The following is a 15447-nucleotide window of genomic DNA, read 5'->3' as shown; positions in this document are numbered from 1 at the left end:
TAGGGCACGGGCGGGGTGCGCTGTCGGCGGTTGACACGCGCCGGGCGCGTGGAGGAGGGCCGGGGTGCGGACGCCCGTGTCCGATTCCCGCTCCTGCTCGACGTCGCCGCGTGCGAGGCTCGAGGCGTGCCCGACTCCGATCCGCTCTTCGAGGAGCGCTACCGCGCCGTCGCCTCCCGCGACTCCCGGTTCGACGGGCGGTTCCTGACCGGCGTGCACTCCACCGGCATCTACTGCCGTCCGAGCTGCCCCGCCATCACGCCGCGGCGCGCGAACGTGCGCTTCTACCCGACGGCCGCCGCCGCGCACGAGGCGGGGCTCCGCGCCTGCAAGCGCTGCCTGCCGGACGCTGTCCCCGGCTCCCCCGAGTGGAACCTGCGCGACGACACGGCGGCGCGCGCCATGCGTTTGATCGCCGACGGAGTGGTCGACCGCGAGGGGGTCGAGGGGCTGGCCGCCCGGCTCGGCTACGGCGCGCGCCACCTCGGCCGCATCCTGCGCGAGGAGCTGGGCGCGCCTCCGCTGGCCCTCGCTCGCGCCCAGCGCGCCCAGACCGCCCGGCTCCTGCTCACGAGCACCGACCTGCCCGTGTCCGACGTCGCCTTCGCCGCCGGCTTCACGAGCATCCGGCAGTTCAACGCGACCCTGGCGGAGGTGTACGAGCGGACCCCGACGGCCCTGCGCGCCTCGGCCCGCGGCACGCGCTCCGAGGCGAGCGTCCACGACGGCGCGACCACGCTGGAGCTCCGGCTGGCAGTGCGGGCTCCGTTCGATCCCGGGGTGCTCGACGTGCTCGGCGGCGCCGCGCTCCCGGGCATCGAGGAGGCGTCCCCCGGCGGCTACGCGCGCTCGCTCGTCCTGCCCGGGGGCGCGGCACTGGTGCGGCTGGCGGCGGACGGGGAGAGCGTCCGCTGCAGCGCGACGCTCGTCTCCGTCGCCGACGTCGGGCCGCTGGTCGCCCGGGTGAGGCGGGTTCTCGACCTGGACGCGGACGCCCGGGCCGTGGACGAGGCCCTCGCGGCCGATCCCGCACTCGCTCCGAGCGTCGCCGCCCGCCCCGGTGTCCGCGTGCCCGGCTCCGTCGATCCGGCCGAGACGCTGGTGCGCGCGCTGCTCGGCCGGCGGGAGGCCGCACGGCTGGTCACAGCGCTCGGCGCGACGCTCCCGGAGTCCGTGGCGAGCGGATCGATCGCACGCGCCTTCCCCTCCCCCGCGGTGATCGCCGAGCACGCCGCCGACGTGCTCCGCGGATCCGCCGACGTGCTGGTGCGGACCTGCACGCTGCTCGCCGAGGGAGCCCTGCGGCTCGACGCCGACCGGGAGGAGCTCGCCGAGCAGTTGCTGGCGGTCCCCGGGATCGACGCGGCCACGGCGGCCGAGGTGGCACAGCGGGCGACCGGAGATCCCGACGTCCTGCTCACCGGGGATCCCGTGCTCCGGCGGGGCGCGGCGGCGCTCGGCCTGCCCTCCGGCGAGCGCGCGCTGACCGAGACCGGACGCCGCTGGGCGCCCTGGCGCAGCTACGCCGGGGCGCGCCTCGCGGCCGCGGTCACGCCTCCGGCGCGGGGTCGATGATCGGGAGCGCCGCGGTCATCGCCTCGATGCCCGAGAGCCGCGCCGGCGAGATCAGCCGCATGACCTCCTCGCGGGACATCAGCCCCGCCTCGACCACCAGGTCGGCGATGTTGCGGCCGGTCGCGAGGGCGGCCTTCGCGAGGGCGGCGGACGCGGTGTAGCCGATGCTCGGCGTGAGCGCCGTCACGACCCCGACCGAGGAGGCGACCATGGCCTCGAGCCGGTCGACGTTCGCGGTGATGCCGTCGATGCAGTTCTCGCGGAGCGTCCTGCAGGCCTGCGTCATCCAGGTGATGCTCTGCAGCAGCGAGTGCGCGATCACCGGCTCGAAGGCGTTGAGCTGGAGCTGACCCGCCTCGGCCGCCATCGTGACCGTGACATCGGCCCCGGCCACCGAGTAGGCGACCTGGTTGACCACCTCGGGGATGACCGGGTTCACCTTGCCGGGCATGATGCTCGATCCCGCCTGGCGCGGAGGCAGGTTGATCTCGCCGAAGCCGGCCTGGGGGCCCGAGGAGAGGAGTCTCAGGTCGTTGCAGATCTTGGACAGCTTGATCGCGGAGCGCTTGAGCGCGCTCGAGAACGACATGAAGACGCCGGTGTCGCTCGTCGCCTCGACGAGGTCCTGCGCCATCTCGAGGTCGAGATCGGTGATCTCGTTGAGGTGGCGGACAGCAGCCGCGCCGTAGCGCGGATCGGCGGTGATGCCTGTGCCGATCGCGGTGGCTCCGATGTTGACCTCGGCGAGCAGCCAGATGGTCTCGGAGAGACGGGCGTGGTCCTCGCCGAGGGTCGTCGCGAAGCCGTGGAACTCCTGGCCGAGCGTCATCGGCACCGCGTCCTGCAGCTGCGTGCGGCCGACCTTCAGGACGCTGCCGAACTCGACCGCCTTGCGGGAGAACGACTCGCGCAGCAGCGCCAGCTCGTCGAGCAGGCGGCGCAGCGACCAGGTCATCGCGATCTTGATCGCGGTCGGGTAGACGTCGTTGGTGGACTGGCTGCGGTTGACGTCGTCGAGGGGGTGCAGGTGCGCGTAGTCGCCCCGCTCGAAGCCGCCGATCTCGAGTGCGACGTTGGCGACGACCTCGTTCGCGTTCATGTTCGTCGAGGTGCCGGCGCCGCCCTGGATCACCCCGACCACGAACTGGTCGTGGAACTCGCCGTCGATGATGCGGCGGCACGCGGCCTCGATCAGCTCGGCCTTGGCGGGGGCGAGGGTGCCGAGCTCGGTGTTGGCCCGGGCGGCCGCGAGCTTGACCGTCGCGAGGGACCGGACGAGATCGGGGTAGATCGAGATGGGGCGCTTCGAGATCGGGAAGTTGTCGAGGGCCCGCGCCGTGTGGATGCCCCAGTAGGCCTCGGCGGGGATCTCCATCGAGCCGATGGAGTCGCTCTCGGTGCGCGTGGCGGGGGTCTCGGTGTCGTCCAGGGCTCTGCCTTCCGGGTCGCGGTCGGGGAGGGTGCTCGGTGCGAGGGTCACGTCCAGCTCCGTTGCTGTCGTCGTGCGGCCCCGGAGGGTGCAGGGGGCTCGCGAACTGCGCGGCCAGCCTATCGCCGGGGCACGGGGCGGCGGCGGACGCGGGCGCGGAGCGTCCTCTCGGCGGGCGCGGAACGACCGCGCCTCCCGCCGCCGGAGCGGACAGGAGGCGCGGGACGCGGGAAGCGGCGGATCAGCGGTAGTCGCTGCCCGACGCGAGGGCCGCGAGCGGAACGAGCACGACCACGACGAGCACGGCGATCGCGAAGAGCAGGACGAGGCCGAGCATGACGGAGTTGAGCACGATGCCCCAGATCGAGAGCGTGCGGCCGGTCGGCTCCCTCCGCAGGCCCAGGATGCCGAAGACGAGGCCCGCGGCCGGAGCGATCACGGTCAGTCCGAAGAAGACGGAGGTGACGCCGAGGATCAGGCTGGTGAGCGAGAACGGGGTCGAGGGCGCCGGGGCGAGGGCCGCGGGCGGGACGGCGGGGGTGCCGTAGGGGGCGCGGGCCTGCTGCGAGGAGGCGGGCTCCTCGGCGGCGGGGCGCTCCCCGGCGGACGGCCGCTCCTCGGTGAGGACGGCGGTCGCGCCCAGGTCCACGGTCGGCTGCTCGTCGGCGGGGGTGGAGAGGCGGGCGGTGCGGTCGTCGGTGGTCACGGTGTGCTCCTTCTCGGGTGCCGGTCGCCCGGCGGGATGCGGTCCCGCCGGGCGGGCCGGCGGTGCTGCCGGTGTGCTCCGACGATGCCTCCACGCTACGGACGAGCCCGGACCCGCCCCATCCGGGGAACCCCCGGAACTCGGGGGCGATCCCCCGCCTCGAGGCGGGGGCGGGTGCGAGACTGGTCCCGGCGCGAGGAGGCGGCGACGATGGACGACGACGAGCTGCGGCACCGCACCCGGGACCGCAAGGGCGCCCGTGCCGTCTGGTTCGCCGGGCTGTCGGCGCTCGCCGGCTTCGTGGTGATCTCCCCCGTGATCTCCCTCACGGCGACCGTGATGGTGTGGGGGTCGCGGCGGCGGATCGGCACCCTCAGCGACCGGAACGGGCTGGTCGCCGTCAACTGGCAGCTCACCTACCTCGCGCTCCAGCTGATGCTGGTCCCGCTGCACCTCGCGCTGGTGTCGGTGCGCGACTCGCTCGGCGCCGACTGGCCGCTCGCGACGATCTCGGCGATCCTCGCGCTGGCCGTGCTCAACCTCGTGCTGTGCGCCGTCCTCGGGATCCGGTCCGGCCGGGGACGCACCGTGCGCCTCTGGATCGCCGTGCCCTTCGCCCGCTCCACCCGTCCGCCGCGCTGACCGTCCGGGGACACCGGGCCCGGCCTCTCTCCGCTACGGGGACTCCGCCCGGCGTGTCCGCGGCGCGGTGCCCCCTCGACCCCGCGGCGGCGGGCAGGGTGGTGGAGTGATCGCCTTCCCTCCGCCCGTGTACGTCGTGGCCGACGACGGAGTGAGACTGGCCACCTACTCCGTCGGCGAGGAGAGCGCCCCGACCGTCCTCGCCGTGCACGGCTTCGCCTCCCACGCCGTGCTCAACTGGGAGACGTCGGGCTGGCTGCGGACGCTGCACCGGGCCGGGTACCGCGTCGTCGCGCTCGACCAGCGCGGGCACGGCGCGAGCGAGAAGCCGCACCACTCCGACTCCTACAGCGTGGACGCCATGGTGGCCGACCTGGTGCGGGTGCTCGACTCCTACGACCTCGACGCGCCCCACGTGCTCGGGTACTCCCTCGGCGCCCGGATGAGCTGGGTGCTGGGGCTCGAGCACCCGGAGCGGCTCGCATCGCTGAGCCTCGGCGGGCTGACCGTGGGCGAGTCCCTCCGCTCCTTCGACGCGGAGGCGGCCCGGGCCCGCGTCGCCTCCGGCGGCGAGATCGACGACGGCTTCACCCGCGCCTTCATCGGCATGGCGGAGGGCGTGCAGGGCAACGACCTCGCGGCGCTGGTGGCGGTGGCCGACGGCGTCCGCGGCGGGGCGCACCCGGAGCACGGGCGGCACCCCGGCCTGCCGACGCTGCTCGTGACCGGCGGCGCGGATCCGATCGCTCCCGGCGGAGAGCTGCTGGCGGCGGCGGCGGGGGCGCGGTTCGTGAGCGTCCCCGGCCGCGACCACACCAGCACCGTGCCCGCGCGGGGCTTCAAGGACGCGGTGCTGGCGTTCCTGGCGGAGCAGCGCTGAGCCGGCCCCTCGCCGGGCGGGAGCACCGCGAGCGCCGAGGCCCGCGGCGTAGCATCCCCCTCATGCAGGCGATCCGCATCGAGAACCCCGGCCCCGACTCCCGACTCGTGCTGGAGGAGGTGCCGACGCCCTCCCCCGGACCCGGCGAGGTCCTCGTCCGCGTCGCGGCCGCCGGCGTCAACCGCGCCGACCTCGGCCAGCGCGGCGGGGTCTACCCGCCGCCGCCCGGCGCCTCCGAGATCCTCGGGATGGAGGTGTCCGGCACGGTCGTCGCGCTCGGCGAGGACGCGACCGGGTTCGCGGAGGGCGACGAGGTCTGCGCGCTGCTCTCCGGCGGCGGCTACGCGGAGTACGTCGCGGTCGACGCGGGCCTGGTGCTGCCGGTGCCGGACGGCGTCGGCCTCGTCTCGGCCGCCGCCCTCCCGGAGACGACGTCCACCGTCTGGTCGAACCTCGTGATGGTGGCCGGGCTCGGATCCGGCGACACCGTCCTCCTCCACGGCGGCGGGAGCGGGATCGGGACCACGGGCGTCCAGATCGCCGCCGCCCTCGGCGCCCGCGTCGCCGTCACGGCCGGCAGCCCCCGCAAGCTCGAGGCCTGCCGCGCGCTCGGCGCCGACGTCCTGATCGACTACCGCGAGGAGGACTTCGTCGAGCGGATCCGCGAGGCGACCGGCGGGCGCGGCGTCGACGTGATCCTCGACCCCCTCGGCGGCGACTACCTGGCCCGAGACCTGGAGGCGCTGGCCGTGGGCGGGCGCGTGGTGTTCATCGGCAACCAGTCCGGTGCGCTGGGCTCGCTCGACCTCGGGGTGCTGATGCGCAAGCGCGGGGCGGTGCACGCCACGACCCTCCGCGCCCGGCCCCTGAAGGAGCGGCGCGCGATCGTCGCGCGGGTGCGCGCAGAGGTCTGGCCGCTGGTCGCCGCCGGGACGGTGCGACCGGTGGTGGACGAGGTGGTCCCGCTCGCCGAGGCCGAGCGGGCGCACGACGTGATGCGCTCCTCCGGCCACATCGGCAAGCTGCTGCTCACCCCGTGACGCCCGACATCGGAGGAGACCCCCGCCGCCCGCGATGAGCGGGAGCGGGGGCCTCCTCCGGTGATGCCCTCCGGCGGGGCGTCAGACCGCGGAGCGCAGGAGTCCGAGCGAGCGGTTGATGCCGTCGACGTCGACCGCGGCCGGATCGAACGAGGCTCCGGCGGCGAGGCCGAGAGCCTCGAGCGCCTCCGCGTGGTCGGCCGAGGACGGGTCGGTCGCCGCCCGCACCGTGTCGGCCCAGGCCGCGGGGCCTCCCGGCACGTCGAGCGGAGCCGCGCCGCGCGCGCCCGTGCAGCGCGGCAGAGCCGACGACAGCGGCGCGATCGACTCCAGACGGATGACGTGGCGCCACTCGTCCTCGAGGTCGTAGACGTAGAAGAGCTCGTCCTGCTCCTGCTCGAGCACCTCGGCGAGCGCGACGCCCGCCTCGTCCACGAGGTCGGCGCCGAACTCCTCCGCGTCGGACGGCGAGCCGATCGGAGCCTGCTCCTCGTCGGGCACGCCGACGCTGAAGTAGTGCGGCTGCGCGTCGGTCCAGCCCAGCGAGAGCTGGAGCGCGAGATGCAGATCGCGCAGCGACGACTCGGAGGAGAGCTCGAGGCGCCGCCAGACGACGGGCTTGGTCCCGAGCAGGGCGACGTGGAGCGCGTAGGCCGTCGCCGTGTCCTGGGTCGCCTCGTCGAGGATCTCGAGGCGGGTGGCCTCGCGCTCGCCTAGGAGGACGACCGTCGCGCGGACGACGGAGGCGAGGACGGGCGCCAGGCCCTCCGGCACCGCGTAGCCGAATTCCGGCGAGTGCAGCAGCAGCCCGAGCTCGGCGGTGTCGTCGAGCATCCGCTCGGCCGTGCCGACCATGCGCTCGCGCTCGTCGAGGGCCTCGTCGAGCGAGACTCCGGAGTCGGCGGCCAGCTCGTCGACCAGCTCGCCGACGACCAGGCCCGGGTGGATCTCGGCCTGGCAGGCGACCGCGATGCGGACCAGCACGGCGTCGGTGGTGGTGACCGCGCGCTCCTCCGGGGAGAAGGCGCCGTCCTCGGTGTCGGCGGCCGCCAGCGCGGTCTGGGCGCTGAGGATCCACTGCTCGAGGAAGCGGGCGACGTAGGCGATGCGCTCGGCGGCGGCCTCGTGCGCGTCGGAGCTGCGCCAGAGCACGGCGGCCTCGCCGAGACCTGCGGCGGATCCTTCCTGCTCGAGCACGGCCGAGCCGACCAGCGCGTCCCACCAGGCCGAGACCGGGATGCGGACGGAGTCGTCGCTCGGGGTGGATCCCGCGGAGGAGATGCCCGCCTCGACCGCGATCTCGCGGGCGGCGCGCTCGGTGAGGGTCGCGCCGTCGTCGGCGGCGAGGTGCTCGACCACGACGTCGGCGGCGTGCACGAGAGCGGTGGCACGGACGGCGGAGAGCTGCTCCTCGGCCGGGACCTCGTCGAGCTCGGCGAGGTCGTCGAGCACGGCCTCCACGAAGGAGCCGGCGAGGTCGAGGACCTCGTCGAGGACGGCCTGGCACTCGTCCAGCTCCTCGTCGGTGCCGGTCCAGAGGTCCTCGTCGGTGAGGAAGTCGAGGAAGTGCTCGACGACCTCGGCGACGGTGAAGAGGGTGTCGTCGAGGTCGGCCTCGCTCTCCTCCCCCGACAGGTCTGCCTCGATCTGGTCGAAGACGGCCTCGAGCAGCTCGGCGTCGGGCTGGGCGAAGGAGCCGCGCGGGCGCAGGTCGCGGGTCATCGCGAAGAGGTCGGTCAGCACCTCGACGGCCTCGTCGGCCTCGAGGTGCTCGTGCTGCATGCCCACCTCGGCGAGGTGCGAGCGGTACCAGCTGCGGAACCGCACCATCAGCGCGGTCTCGGCCGTACGGCCGCCGCCCTGACCGCCGGACCCGCTCTGACCGCCTCCGGATCGTCCCTGGTTGCGCTTCTTGCCCATGATTCCTCCGCGACCGCTCCACTCACGACGAAGCGCTCCAGCCTACCCAGTGCGGGCGCGCGGCGGCACGCGCGGTCGCCCCCTGTTCACCCTGTGCGCACCGGGTCCGCTCCCTCTGATGCGGCCGATCGCCCGAGTCCCGGGATCCGCGCGCTGTGGGAGTCCTCGCCGCCCGGGCCCCTGCCACACGGGTCGCGATGATGAGAAATCTCGCAGCGATCGGGCGGCGAGGCTTGCGCTCGGACCCTCCGCTTCGGTGGAGTGTCCGGATGACCGACACGACGGACACCGCCGAGACCGCTCCCGGGAAGGCGTCGCTCAAGCGGGTGATCACCGGGCCGCTGCTGTTCGCCTTCATCGTGGGCGACACACTCGGCGCCGGCATCTACACCCTGGTCGGCACGATGGCCGAGGACGTGGGCGGCGTGATCTGGCTGCCGCTGCTGATCGCGCTGGTCGTCGCCCTGCTCACGGCGGGCACGTACGCCGAGCTGATCACCAAGTACCCGCACGCCGGAGGGGCGGCGCGCTACGTGGACCGCGCGTTCGGGAAGCCGTACCTCTCGTTCCTGATCGGCTTCCTGATGATGGCGTCCGGCATCACGACGGCGGCCTCCCTGGCGAACGCGTTCGCCGGCGACTACCTCGGGGCTCTGCTGGACGTGCCGCCGATCCCCACCGCGATCGTCTTCATCGCGATCCTCACCCTGGTGAACCTGCGCGGGGTGAAGGAGTCGCTGACCGCGAACCTGGTCGCCTCGGTGATCGAGGTGAGCGGACTGGTCATCGTCATCGTCTGCGCCGCGGTCTTCTTCGGCTCCGGCGACGGCGACGCCTCCCGCGTGCTCGAGTTCAACCCCGACGTCGCTCCGCTGCAGGGGGCGTTCGCCGCCTCGATCGTCGCCTTCTTCTCGTTCCTCGGCTTCGAGGCCGCGGCGAACATGGCCGAGGAGGTGCGGAACCCCTCGAAGGTCTACCCGCGGGCCCTCTTCGGTGCGCTGATCACCGCCGCCGTGGTCTACCTCCTGATCGCGCTCGGCGCCGTGATCGTGCTGCCGAACGACGAGCTCGCTGCCTCCAGCGGCCCCCTGCTGGACGTGGTCGCGGCGAGCGGAGTGGCCGTGCCGCCGTGGCTGTTCGGCCTGATCGCGCTCGTCGCCATCGCGAACGGCGCTCTGCTGTTCATGGTGATGGCGTCGCGGGTCGGCTTCGGGCTCGCCACCTCCGGGCTGCTGCCGAGCGCTTTCGGGAAGGTGCTGCCGGGCCGCCGCACGCCGTGGGTGTCGATCATGGTCGTCGGCGGAGTGACGATGCTGCTCAGCCTGATCGGCGACGTCGGCACGCTCGCCGAGACGACGGTGCTGCTGCTCCTGCTGGTGTTCATCGCGGCGAACGTGTCGGTGCTGGTGCTGAAGAAGGACCGCGTCGACCACGCCCACTACTCCGTGCCGCGCGTGGTGCCGGTGCTCGCGACCATCGCGAGCGTGGTGCTGCTGACGCAGCAGACGGGCGTGGTCTGGCTGGCGACGGCGGGCTACGTGGTCGTGGGGACGCTGCTGTTCCTCGCCACCCGCCTGGGGAAGCGGAAGCACGCGGAGCGGACCCCGGACTGACCCGGGCCGGCGGCGATCCGTCGCGAGCGGCCCGTCCGCGGATCCCGCGCGGGCCGTCCGCGACGGATCGATCACGGGGGGGGGCGGTGAGGAGTGGGATCGTGAGGGGATGACCGTCACGCTCGAGCCGATTCCCGCCGCCGCTCTCGCCACGTGGATGCGGGTCCAGCGCTCGGCGTACATCGAGGACCGGATGCGGGCGGGCGACGACGAGGCGGCCGCGACGCGCAACGCCGACACCTCGTACGAGAAGTACTTCCCGGGCGGCTCCCCCGCCGCCGGGCACGACGTGCTCCTCGTCTCCGAGGACGGCCGCGCGGTCGGGTCGCTCTGGCTCGGCCCGCACCCGAGCGGGCTCGAGGGCGTCGGATACGTCTGGGACGTGCAGATCGACGCCGCCGAGCGCGGCCGCGGCCTCGGCCCGGCGGCGATGCTGCTCGCGGAGTCGCACGTCCGCTCCCGCGGCGGCTCCGCCCTCGCGCTGAACGTGTTCGGCTTCAACACCGTCGCGCGGGCGCTGTACGAGTCGCTCGGCTACGAGACGACGTCCCTGCAGATGCGCAAGCCGCTGGCCTGAGCGCGGACTCCGCCCGGTGCGCCGGACGTCGCCTCGAGCGACCGAGGGGGCGCCTCAGAACGGCATGAAGGCGGACACCAGCAGAGTGCCGCCGGCGAGGACAGCGACGGCGGTGGCCCAGTAGCCGAGGACCAGCGCGAAGACGGCGAGACCCCAGCCCGCCTCGCCCGTGCGGCGGATCTGCGCGCAGGCGAGGTGGCCGCAGACGACTCCGGCGAGCCCGACGACGAAGGAGAGCACGAAGGCGGTGATCGCCAGCGTGTTCACCCGCGGGTCGGTGACGAGGTCCGCCTCTCGGCGGGCTCGCCCCTGCACGAGTGCGACCGGGAGCCCCACCGCCAGCAGGAGCACGGGCGAGACGACGACGAGGATGATGAGCAGGTGCCAGCCCTGCAGTCCGGCGAGCATCGTCAGACGCCGGCTGCGGTCAGCTCGTGGAGGCGACGGCGGTCGGGTCGCCGGTGCCGGACGGACGCGGGGCGTCACCCGATCCCGTCGCCACCGACGCGCCGGTCGGAACGACGGTGCCGCCGGTCGCCATCCCCCGGCCGAAGGCCTGGCCCTGGAGGATCGCGCCGAGGTCGACGCCGGTCGCCGACCTGACGCTGTCGAACGTCGCGGCGAGACCCGCCGCCTGCTCGCGCGCGATGTGGGTGCCGGCGGTGTCGCCGCCGATCAGCGTCACCGAGCCGACGTTCTGGTAGCCCTTCGCGAACTCGGCCATGAGCGAGGGCAGCTGCCCGATGAGCTCGCGACCCAGGATCGCCTCCTGATTCTCGCGGAGCGCCTCCGCCTCGGCCGCGATGGCCGCCGCGCTCGCCTCGCCCTTCGCGCGGATGGCCTCCGCCTCGGCGGTCGCGTTCGCGCGCAGCGCCTCGGCCTCTGCGCCCGCCTTGGCCCGCAGTGCGTGGGCCTCGGCCTCGGCGCGGGCGCTCACGGCGGCGGCCTCGGCGGCGGCGGACGCCTGGCGCGCCTCCGCCTGGCGCTGGACGGCGTACGCCTCGGCGTCCGAGACCTGCTGCGCGACCTGGCGGTCCGTCTCGGCCTTCTTCTCGCGTCCGTAGGCGTCGGCGTCGGCCTCGGTCTGACGGCGGTACTTCTCGGCGTCCGCGACGCGCTTGACGTCGGCGTCGAGCTCGGCCTGCCGGTTCTCGGCGCGCTGCACGAGGACGGCCTGCTCGCGCTCGGCGCGGGCCAGGTTCTCGGCCTGCTCGGCCTCGGCGTTGGCGCGGCCGACCTCGGACTTCGCGGCGGCGGTGTTCTTGTCGTAGGCGGTCTGCTCGATCAGGTTCGCCTCGTCCGTGGCCAGCTGGCGAGCCTTGACCTCGCGGGCCGCGTTGATCCGCGCGACGTCGGCCTCGCGGCGGACGCGCTCGATCTCCTGCGCTCCGAGCGCCTCGATGTAGCCGTTGCGGTCGGTGACGCCCTGGATGGCGAAGGAGTCGAGGACGAGGCCCTGGGCGAGCAGGTCGCCCTTGATGCCCTCGGCGATCTCGTCTCCCAGCTTCTGCCGGTCCTGCATGACCTCCTCGACGCTGAGCTTCGCGACGACGCCGCGGAGGGCGCCCTCGAGCTGCTCGGTGGTGAAGACGTCGATGGACTGGTCCTGCGACGCGAAGCGCTCGGCGGCGGCGCGGACCTGGTCGGCCGTGGACCCGATCTTGACCAGGGCGACGCCCGCGAGGTGGATGGTCACGCCGTTCTTGGTCTGCGCGACCGGCTCCATCTTGATCTGGCGGGAGCGCAGCGAGATGCGGTCGGACCGCTGGGTCAGCTTGTTCACGAACGCGCCGCCGCCGGTGATGACGGTCATGTTCGAGGTGAGGCCGTCCTCGCCCTTCTGCTTCTTCCCGACGATCACGATCGCCTCGTCGGCCTGCGGCACCTGGTACCAGGCGCGGAAGAGGAAGAAGCCGATGAGGGCGATCAGCAGGAGTGCGCCGACGGCGACTCCGGCGAGGACGATCCAGAGGAGATCCGGTTCCATGGGCGGGCGACCTTTCGTCCGACCCGCGCGACGCGGGTACCTGAGAGACGTACAGTTTCCATCGTGTCACAGCGCCTCGGACAGCCGCGTCGGCCGGAGGGGGGATACTGCGGACGCCGCCGAGAGCGGTTCACGCGGGGGCGGGCCCGGAGGAGGACGCCACGAACGAGGGCGTCGCGCGGAATGCCGCGGAAGAGATCAGTGCTGGGGTACCTGGACTCGAACCAAGAACAACTGAACCAGAATCAGCCGTGTTGCCAATTACACCATACCCCAATGGTCATCCGGAGGTGATCCCGGGACCAGGCGGCGACCGGATCGAGACCCGAGCGCCGAGAGACGACAGTACCCTACGCGGGCATCCCGCTCAAATCGAGCCGCGGACGACGCTGCCCTCGGACTCCGGGGCGGCCTCGCCGAGGCGGGCGCGGACGAGGTCGCGGTTGATCGCGGAGGCGACCTGGGCGCCCGATCCGGCGGCGACGATCAGCTGCTGCGGGCCGGGAGGGGTGACCTCGCCGGCTGCGTAGAGGCCGGGGACGGACGTGCGGCCACCGGCGTCGACGCGGAGGAAGCCGTCGGCGTCGCGGTCGGGGCCGGCCGCGTCCAGGTAGTCCAGCGCGGGCGTCCAGACGGGGCGGACGAACGCCCCGGTGCGCGGGACGACGTCGCCGTCGACGAGGCGGACGCCGGTCATCTCGGCGCGCTCCCCGGCGAGGTCGGCGACCGGGCGCCGGTCGACCCGGATGCCGATGGAGGCGAGCAGCGACTCGTCGGCGTCGCTCACCGTCCCGACGCCGTTGGTGAAGACGATCAGGTCGGTCGACCACTGCGAGAGGAGCATGGCCCGCTCCGCGAGGTCGTCGGTCTCGCCGATCAGGGCGAGCGCCTCCCCCGCCTTCTCGTAGCCGTCGCACTCCATGCAGCTGTGCACGGCGGTGCCGTAGTAGGCGCGCAAGCTCGGGAGCGCGGGCGGCGTCTCGAGCAGTCCCGCGGCGACCACGACGGCGGTGGCGACGACGGAGCGGTCCGCGCTGCCGCGCACGCCGCGCGCGCCGACCACGAACTCGCCGCCGGAGCGCTCGACCGACGTGACGAGGGCGTTGTGCACCTCGGCGGCCTCGTAGCGCTCGAACTCCTCGCGGCCGAGGCGGCGCAGCTCGAGCGGCGAGATGCCGTCGCGGGTGAGGAACCCGTGCGAGTGCAGGGTCGCAGCGTTCCGCGGGCGGTTGCTGTCGAGCAGCAGCACGCTCCGGCGCGCCCGGACGAGGTTGAGCGCGGTGGAGAGCCCGGCGGGGCCCCCGCCGATCACGACGACGTCGTATCGTCCGCCGACCGTCTCCGCCACGGTCAGGCCTGCCGGGAGGCGCCGAGGTGAGCGCCCAGGCGGTCGAGGCGGGCGATCGACTCCTGCTTGCCGAGGATCTCCATCGACTCGAACAGCGGCGGCGAGACGCGGCGTCCGGAGACCGCGGTGCGCAGCGGCCCGTAGGCGATGCGGGGCTTGAGGCCGAGGCCCTCGATCAGCGCGGAGGCGAGCGCCTCCTGGATCGAGGCCGTCAACCACTCGGACGCGGGGACGAGCTCGAGGGCGCCGATCGAGGCGGCGAGCACCTCGCCGGCGTTCGCGGGCAGGCCCTTCAGCGCGTCCTCGTCGTACTCGAGCGCCTCGGAGGCGGTGAAGAGGAACCCGAGCATGCCGGGGGCCTCCCCGAGCAGGCCGATCCGCTCCTGCACGAGGGGCGCGGCGGCGTCGAGCACCGCGCGCTGCTCGGCGGTCGGCTCGCCCGCGAGCACTCCGGCCGCCACGAGGTACGGGATCGTCCGCTCGGTGAAGTCGTCGACGGCCAGGAGGCGGATGTGGTCGCCGTTGATCGACTCGGCCTTCTTGAGGTCGAAGCGGGCCGGATTGGGGTTCACGTCGGCGACGTCGAAGGCGGCGACCATCTCGTCGATCGAGAAGACGTCGCGGTCGTGCGTGAGCGACCAGCCGAGCAGGGCGAGGTAGTTGACCAGGCCCTCCGGGATGAAGCCGCGGTCGCGGTGGTGGAAGAGGTTCGAGGACGGATCGCGCTTGGAGAGCTTCTTGCTGCCGTCGCCCATCACGTAGGGGAGGTGCCCGAAGCGCGGGACGAAGGTCGTCACTCCGATGTCGATCAGCGCGTGGTACAGCGCGATCTGCCGGGCGGTCGAGGGCAGGATGTCCTCGCCGCGCAGCACGTGGGTGATCTGCATGATCGCGTCGTCGACCGGGTTCACCAGCGTGTAGAGCGGCTGGCCGTTGGGGCGCACCACGACGAAGTCGCTGAAGGAGCCCGCGGGGAACGTGATCGGGCCGCGGACCAGGTCGTCGAAGGACAGGTCGGCGTCCGGCACGCGCAGGCGCAGCGCCGGGGCGCGGCCCTCGGCGCGGAAGGCGGCGCGCTCCTCCTCGGTGAGATCGCGGTCGTGGTTGTCGTACCCGTGCTGCTTCGCGCGGCCGGCCGCCTCGTTGCGCGCGTCGATCTCCTCGGCCGTGGAGTAGCTCTCGTAGAGGTGCCCCGAGGCCGTCAGGCGCGCGATCACGTCGAGGTAGACATCGGTGCGCTCGGACTGCCGGTACGGGCCGTGCGGGCCGCCGACTCCGACGCCCTCGTCCCAGTCGAGCTTCAGCCAGCGCAGCGCGTCGAGGATCTGCTCGACGCTCTCCTCGCTGTCGCGGGCGGCGTCCGTGTCCTCGATGCGGAAGACGAACGTGCCGCCGGTGTGGCGCGCGTACGCCCAGTTGAACAGGGCGGTGCGGATGAGGCCGACGTGCGGGGTCCCGGTCGGCGAGGGGCAGAAGCGGACGCGGACGTCGCTCCCGGTCGCGGTCGTGAACGGGTGCGCGTCCGGCGCGCTTTCCAGGGGCGGGGTGAGCTCAGACATACGAGGCCGATCCTACCGGCGGGAGCCGGTGCGGCGCCCGGGATCGCGGGGGGCCGTGGCGCCTCCGCCCCGGGCACGGTGCGCGCCTCGCGGCGACTGCTCCTACCGGACAGCACTGCTCCGAGTCAACGGACTCCCCGAGCGAGCAGGAGCAGTGGTGCGCTGACCTCG

13 protein-coding genes and 1 tRNA gene are annotated in these 15447 nt (G+C 73.6%); 6 read left to right on the top strand and 8 right to left on the bottom strand.

Annotated elements, in window-relative coordinates; translation table 11 throughout:
* The first annotated feature begins 126 nt into the window (after positions 1-126).
* Complete coding sequence (locus tag C5D09_RS04880; protein WP_181135006.1) at positions 127-1575, top strand: Ada metal-binding domain-containing protein; 1449 nt, start codon at positions 127-129, stop codon at positions 1573-1575.
* Here C5D09_RS04880 and C5D09_RS04875 read toward each other — a convergent pair.
* Together C5D09_RS04875 and C5D09_RS04870 are read right to left on the bottom strand one after the other, a co-directional pair.
* A complete protein-coding gene (locus tag C5D09_RS04875; protein WP_258066920.1) occupies positions 1550-3004 on the bottom strand; it encodes an aspartate ammonia-lyase in 1455 nt (484 codons plus the stop codon). The genes C5D09_RS04880 and C5D09_RS04875 overlap by 26 nt on opposite strands.
* Before the next feature lie 241 nt (positions 3005-3245).
* On the bottom strand, positions 3246-3710 hold the full coding sequence (locus tag C5D09_RS04870) for a DUF4190 domain-containing protein (RefSeq protein ID WP_104250160.1): 465 nt from the start codon (positions 3708-3710) through the stop codon (positions 3246-3248).
* A gap of 174 nt (positions 3711-3884) precedes the next feature.
* Between C5D09_RS04870 and C5D09_RS04865 the strand changes: the two genes are divergently transcribed.
* From C5D09_RS04865 to C5D09_RS04855, 3 genes are all read left to right on the top strand, one after another.
* On the top strand, positions 3885-4352 hold the full coding sequence (locus tag C5D09_RS04865) for a DUF4870 domain-containing protein (RefSeq protein ID WP_181135005.1): 468 nt from the start codon (positions 3885-3887) through the stop codon (positions 4350-4352).
* Positions 4353-4458: 106 nt separating this feature from the next.
* Positions 4459-5232, top strand: coding sequence for an alpha/beta fold hydrolase (locus tag C5D09_RS04860; RefSeq protein ID WP_181074540.1), 774 nt, complete (start codon positions 4459-4461; stop codon positions 5230-5232).
* Positions 5233-5294: 62 nt separating this feature from the next.
* On the top strand, positions 5295-6272 hold the full coding sequence (locus C5D09_RS04855; protein ID WP_104268730.1) for an NAD(P)H-quinone oxidoreductase: 978 nt from the start codon (positions 5295-5297) through the stop codon (positions 6270-6272).
* Between the two features lie 81 nt (positions 6273-6353).
* Here the strand turns inward: C5D09_RS04855 and C5D09_RS04850 are convergent, their stop codons facing one another.
* Positions 6354-8192, bottom strand: a complete 1839-nt coding sequence (locus C5D09_RS04850; protein WP_104262696.1) for a plasmid pRiA4b ORF-3 family protein — start codon at positions 8190-8192, stop codon at positions 6354-6356.
* A 269-nt stretch (positions 8193-8461) separates the two neighbouring features.
* Here C5D09_RS04850 and C5D09_RS04845 point away from each other — a divergent pair, with 269 nt between their 5' ends.
* Together C5D09_RS04845 and C5D09_RS04840 are read left to right on the top strand one after the other, a co-directional pair.
* Entirely contained in the window at positions 8462-9805 is a 1344-nt protein-coding gene (locus C5D09_RS04845; protein WP_104268729.1) for an APC family permease, read from the top strand.
* 109 nt (positions 9806-9914) lie between these two features.
* Positions 9915-10382 carry an N-acetyltransferase gene (locus C5D09_RS04840; protein ID WP_104268728.1) on the top strand — a complete coding sequence of 156 codons (468 nt, stop codon included), beginning with the start codon at positions 9915-9917 and terminating at the stop codon, positions 10380-10382.
* 54 nt (positions 10383-10436) lie between these two features.
* On the opposite strand, the gene C5D09_RS04835 is transcribed toward C5D09_RS04840, so the two are convergent.
* The 5 genes from C5D09_RS04835 to gltX form a co-directional block, all read right to left on the bottom strand.
* Positions 10437-10790 (bottom strand): DUF4190 domain-containing protein, encoded by a 354-nt coding sequence (locus tag C5D09_RS04835; RefSeq protein ID WP_104268727.1) that lies wholly within the window; start codon positions 10788-10790, stop codon positions 10437-10439.
* A 19-nt stretch (positions 10791-10809) separates the two neighbouring features.
* Entirely contained in the window at positions 10810-12369 is a 1560-nt protein-coding gene (locus C5D09_RS04830) for an SPFH domain-containing protein (protein ID WP_104226268.1), read from the bottom strand.
* 204 nt (positions 12370-12573) lie between these two features.
* Positions 12574-12645, bottom strand: a tRNA-Gln gene (locus C5D09_RS04825).
* A 91-nt stretch (positions 12646-12736) separates the two neighbouring features.
* Positions 12737-13717: an NAD(P)/FAD-dependent oxidoreductase gene (locus tag C5D09_RS04820; protein ID WP_104276156.1), complete on the bottom strand. Its 981-nt coding sequence runs from the start codon at positions 13715-13717 to the stop codon at positions 12737-12739.
* A 2-nt stretch (positions 13718-13719) separates the two neighbouring features.
* Positions 13720-15276: a glutamate--tRNA ligase gene (gltX, locus tag C5D09_RS04815; RefSeq protein WP_104268726.1), complete on the bottom strand. Its 1557-nt coding sequence runs from the start codon at positions 15274-15276 to the stop codon at positions 13720-13722.
* Positions 15277-15447 lie beyond the last annotated feature (171 nt).

The organism is Rathayibacter sp. AY1C9 (genome assembly GCF_002932315.1).
In the GTDB taxonomy this organism is placed as follows: Bacteria; Actinomycetota; Actinomycetes; order Actinomycetales; family Microbacteriaceae; genus Rathayibacter.
This window is presented reverse-complemented; position numbering and strand designations above follow the sequence as displayed.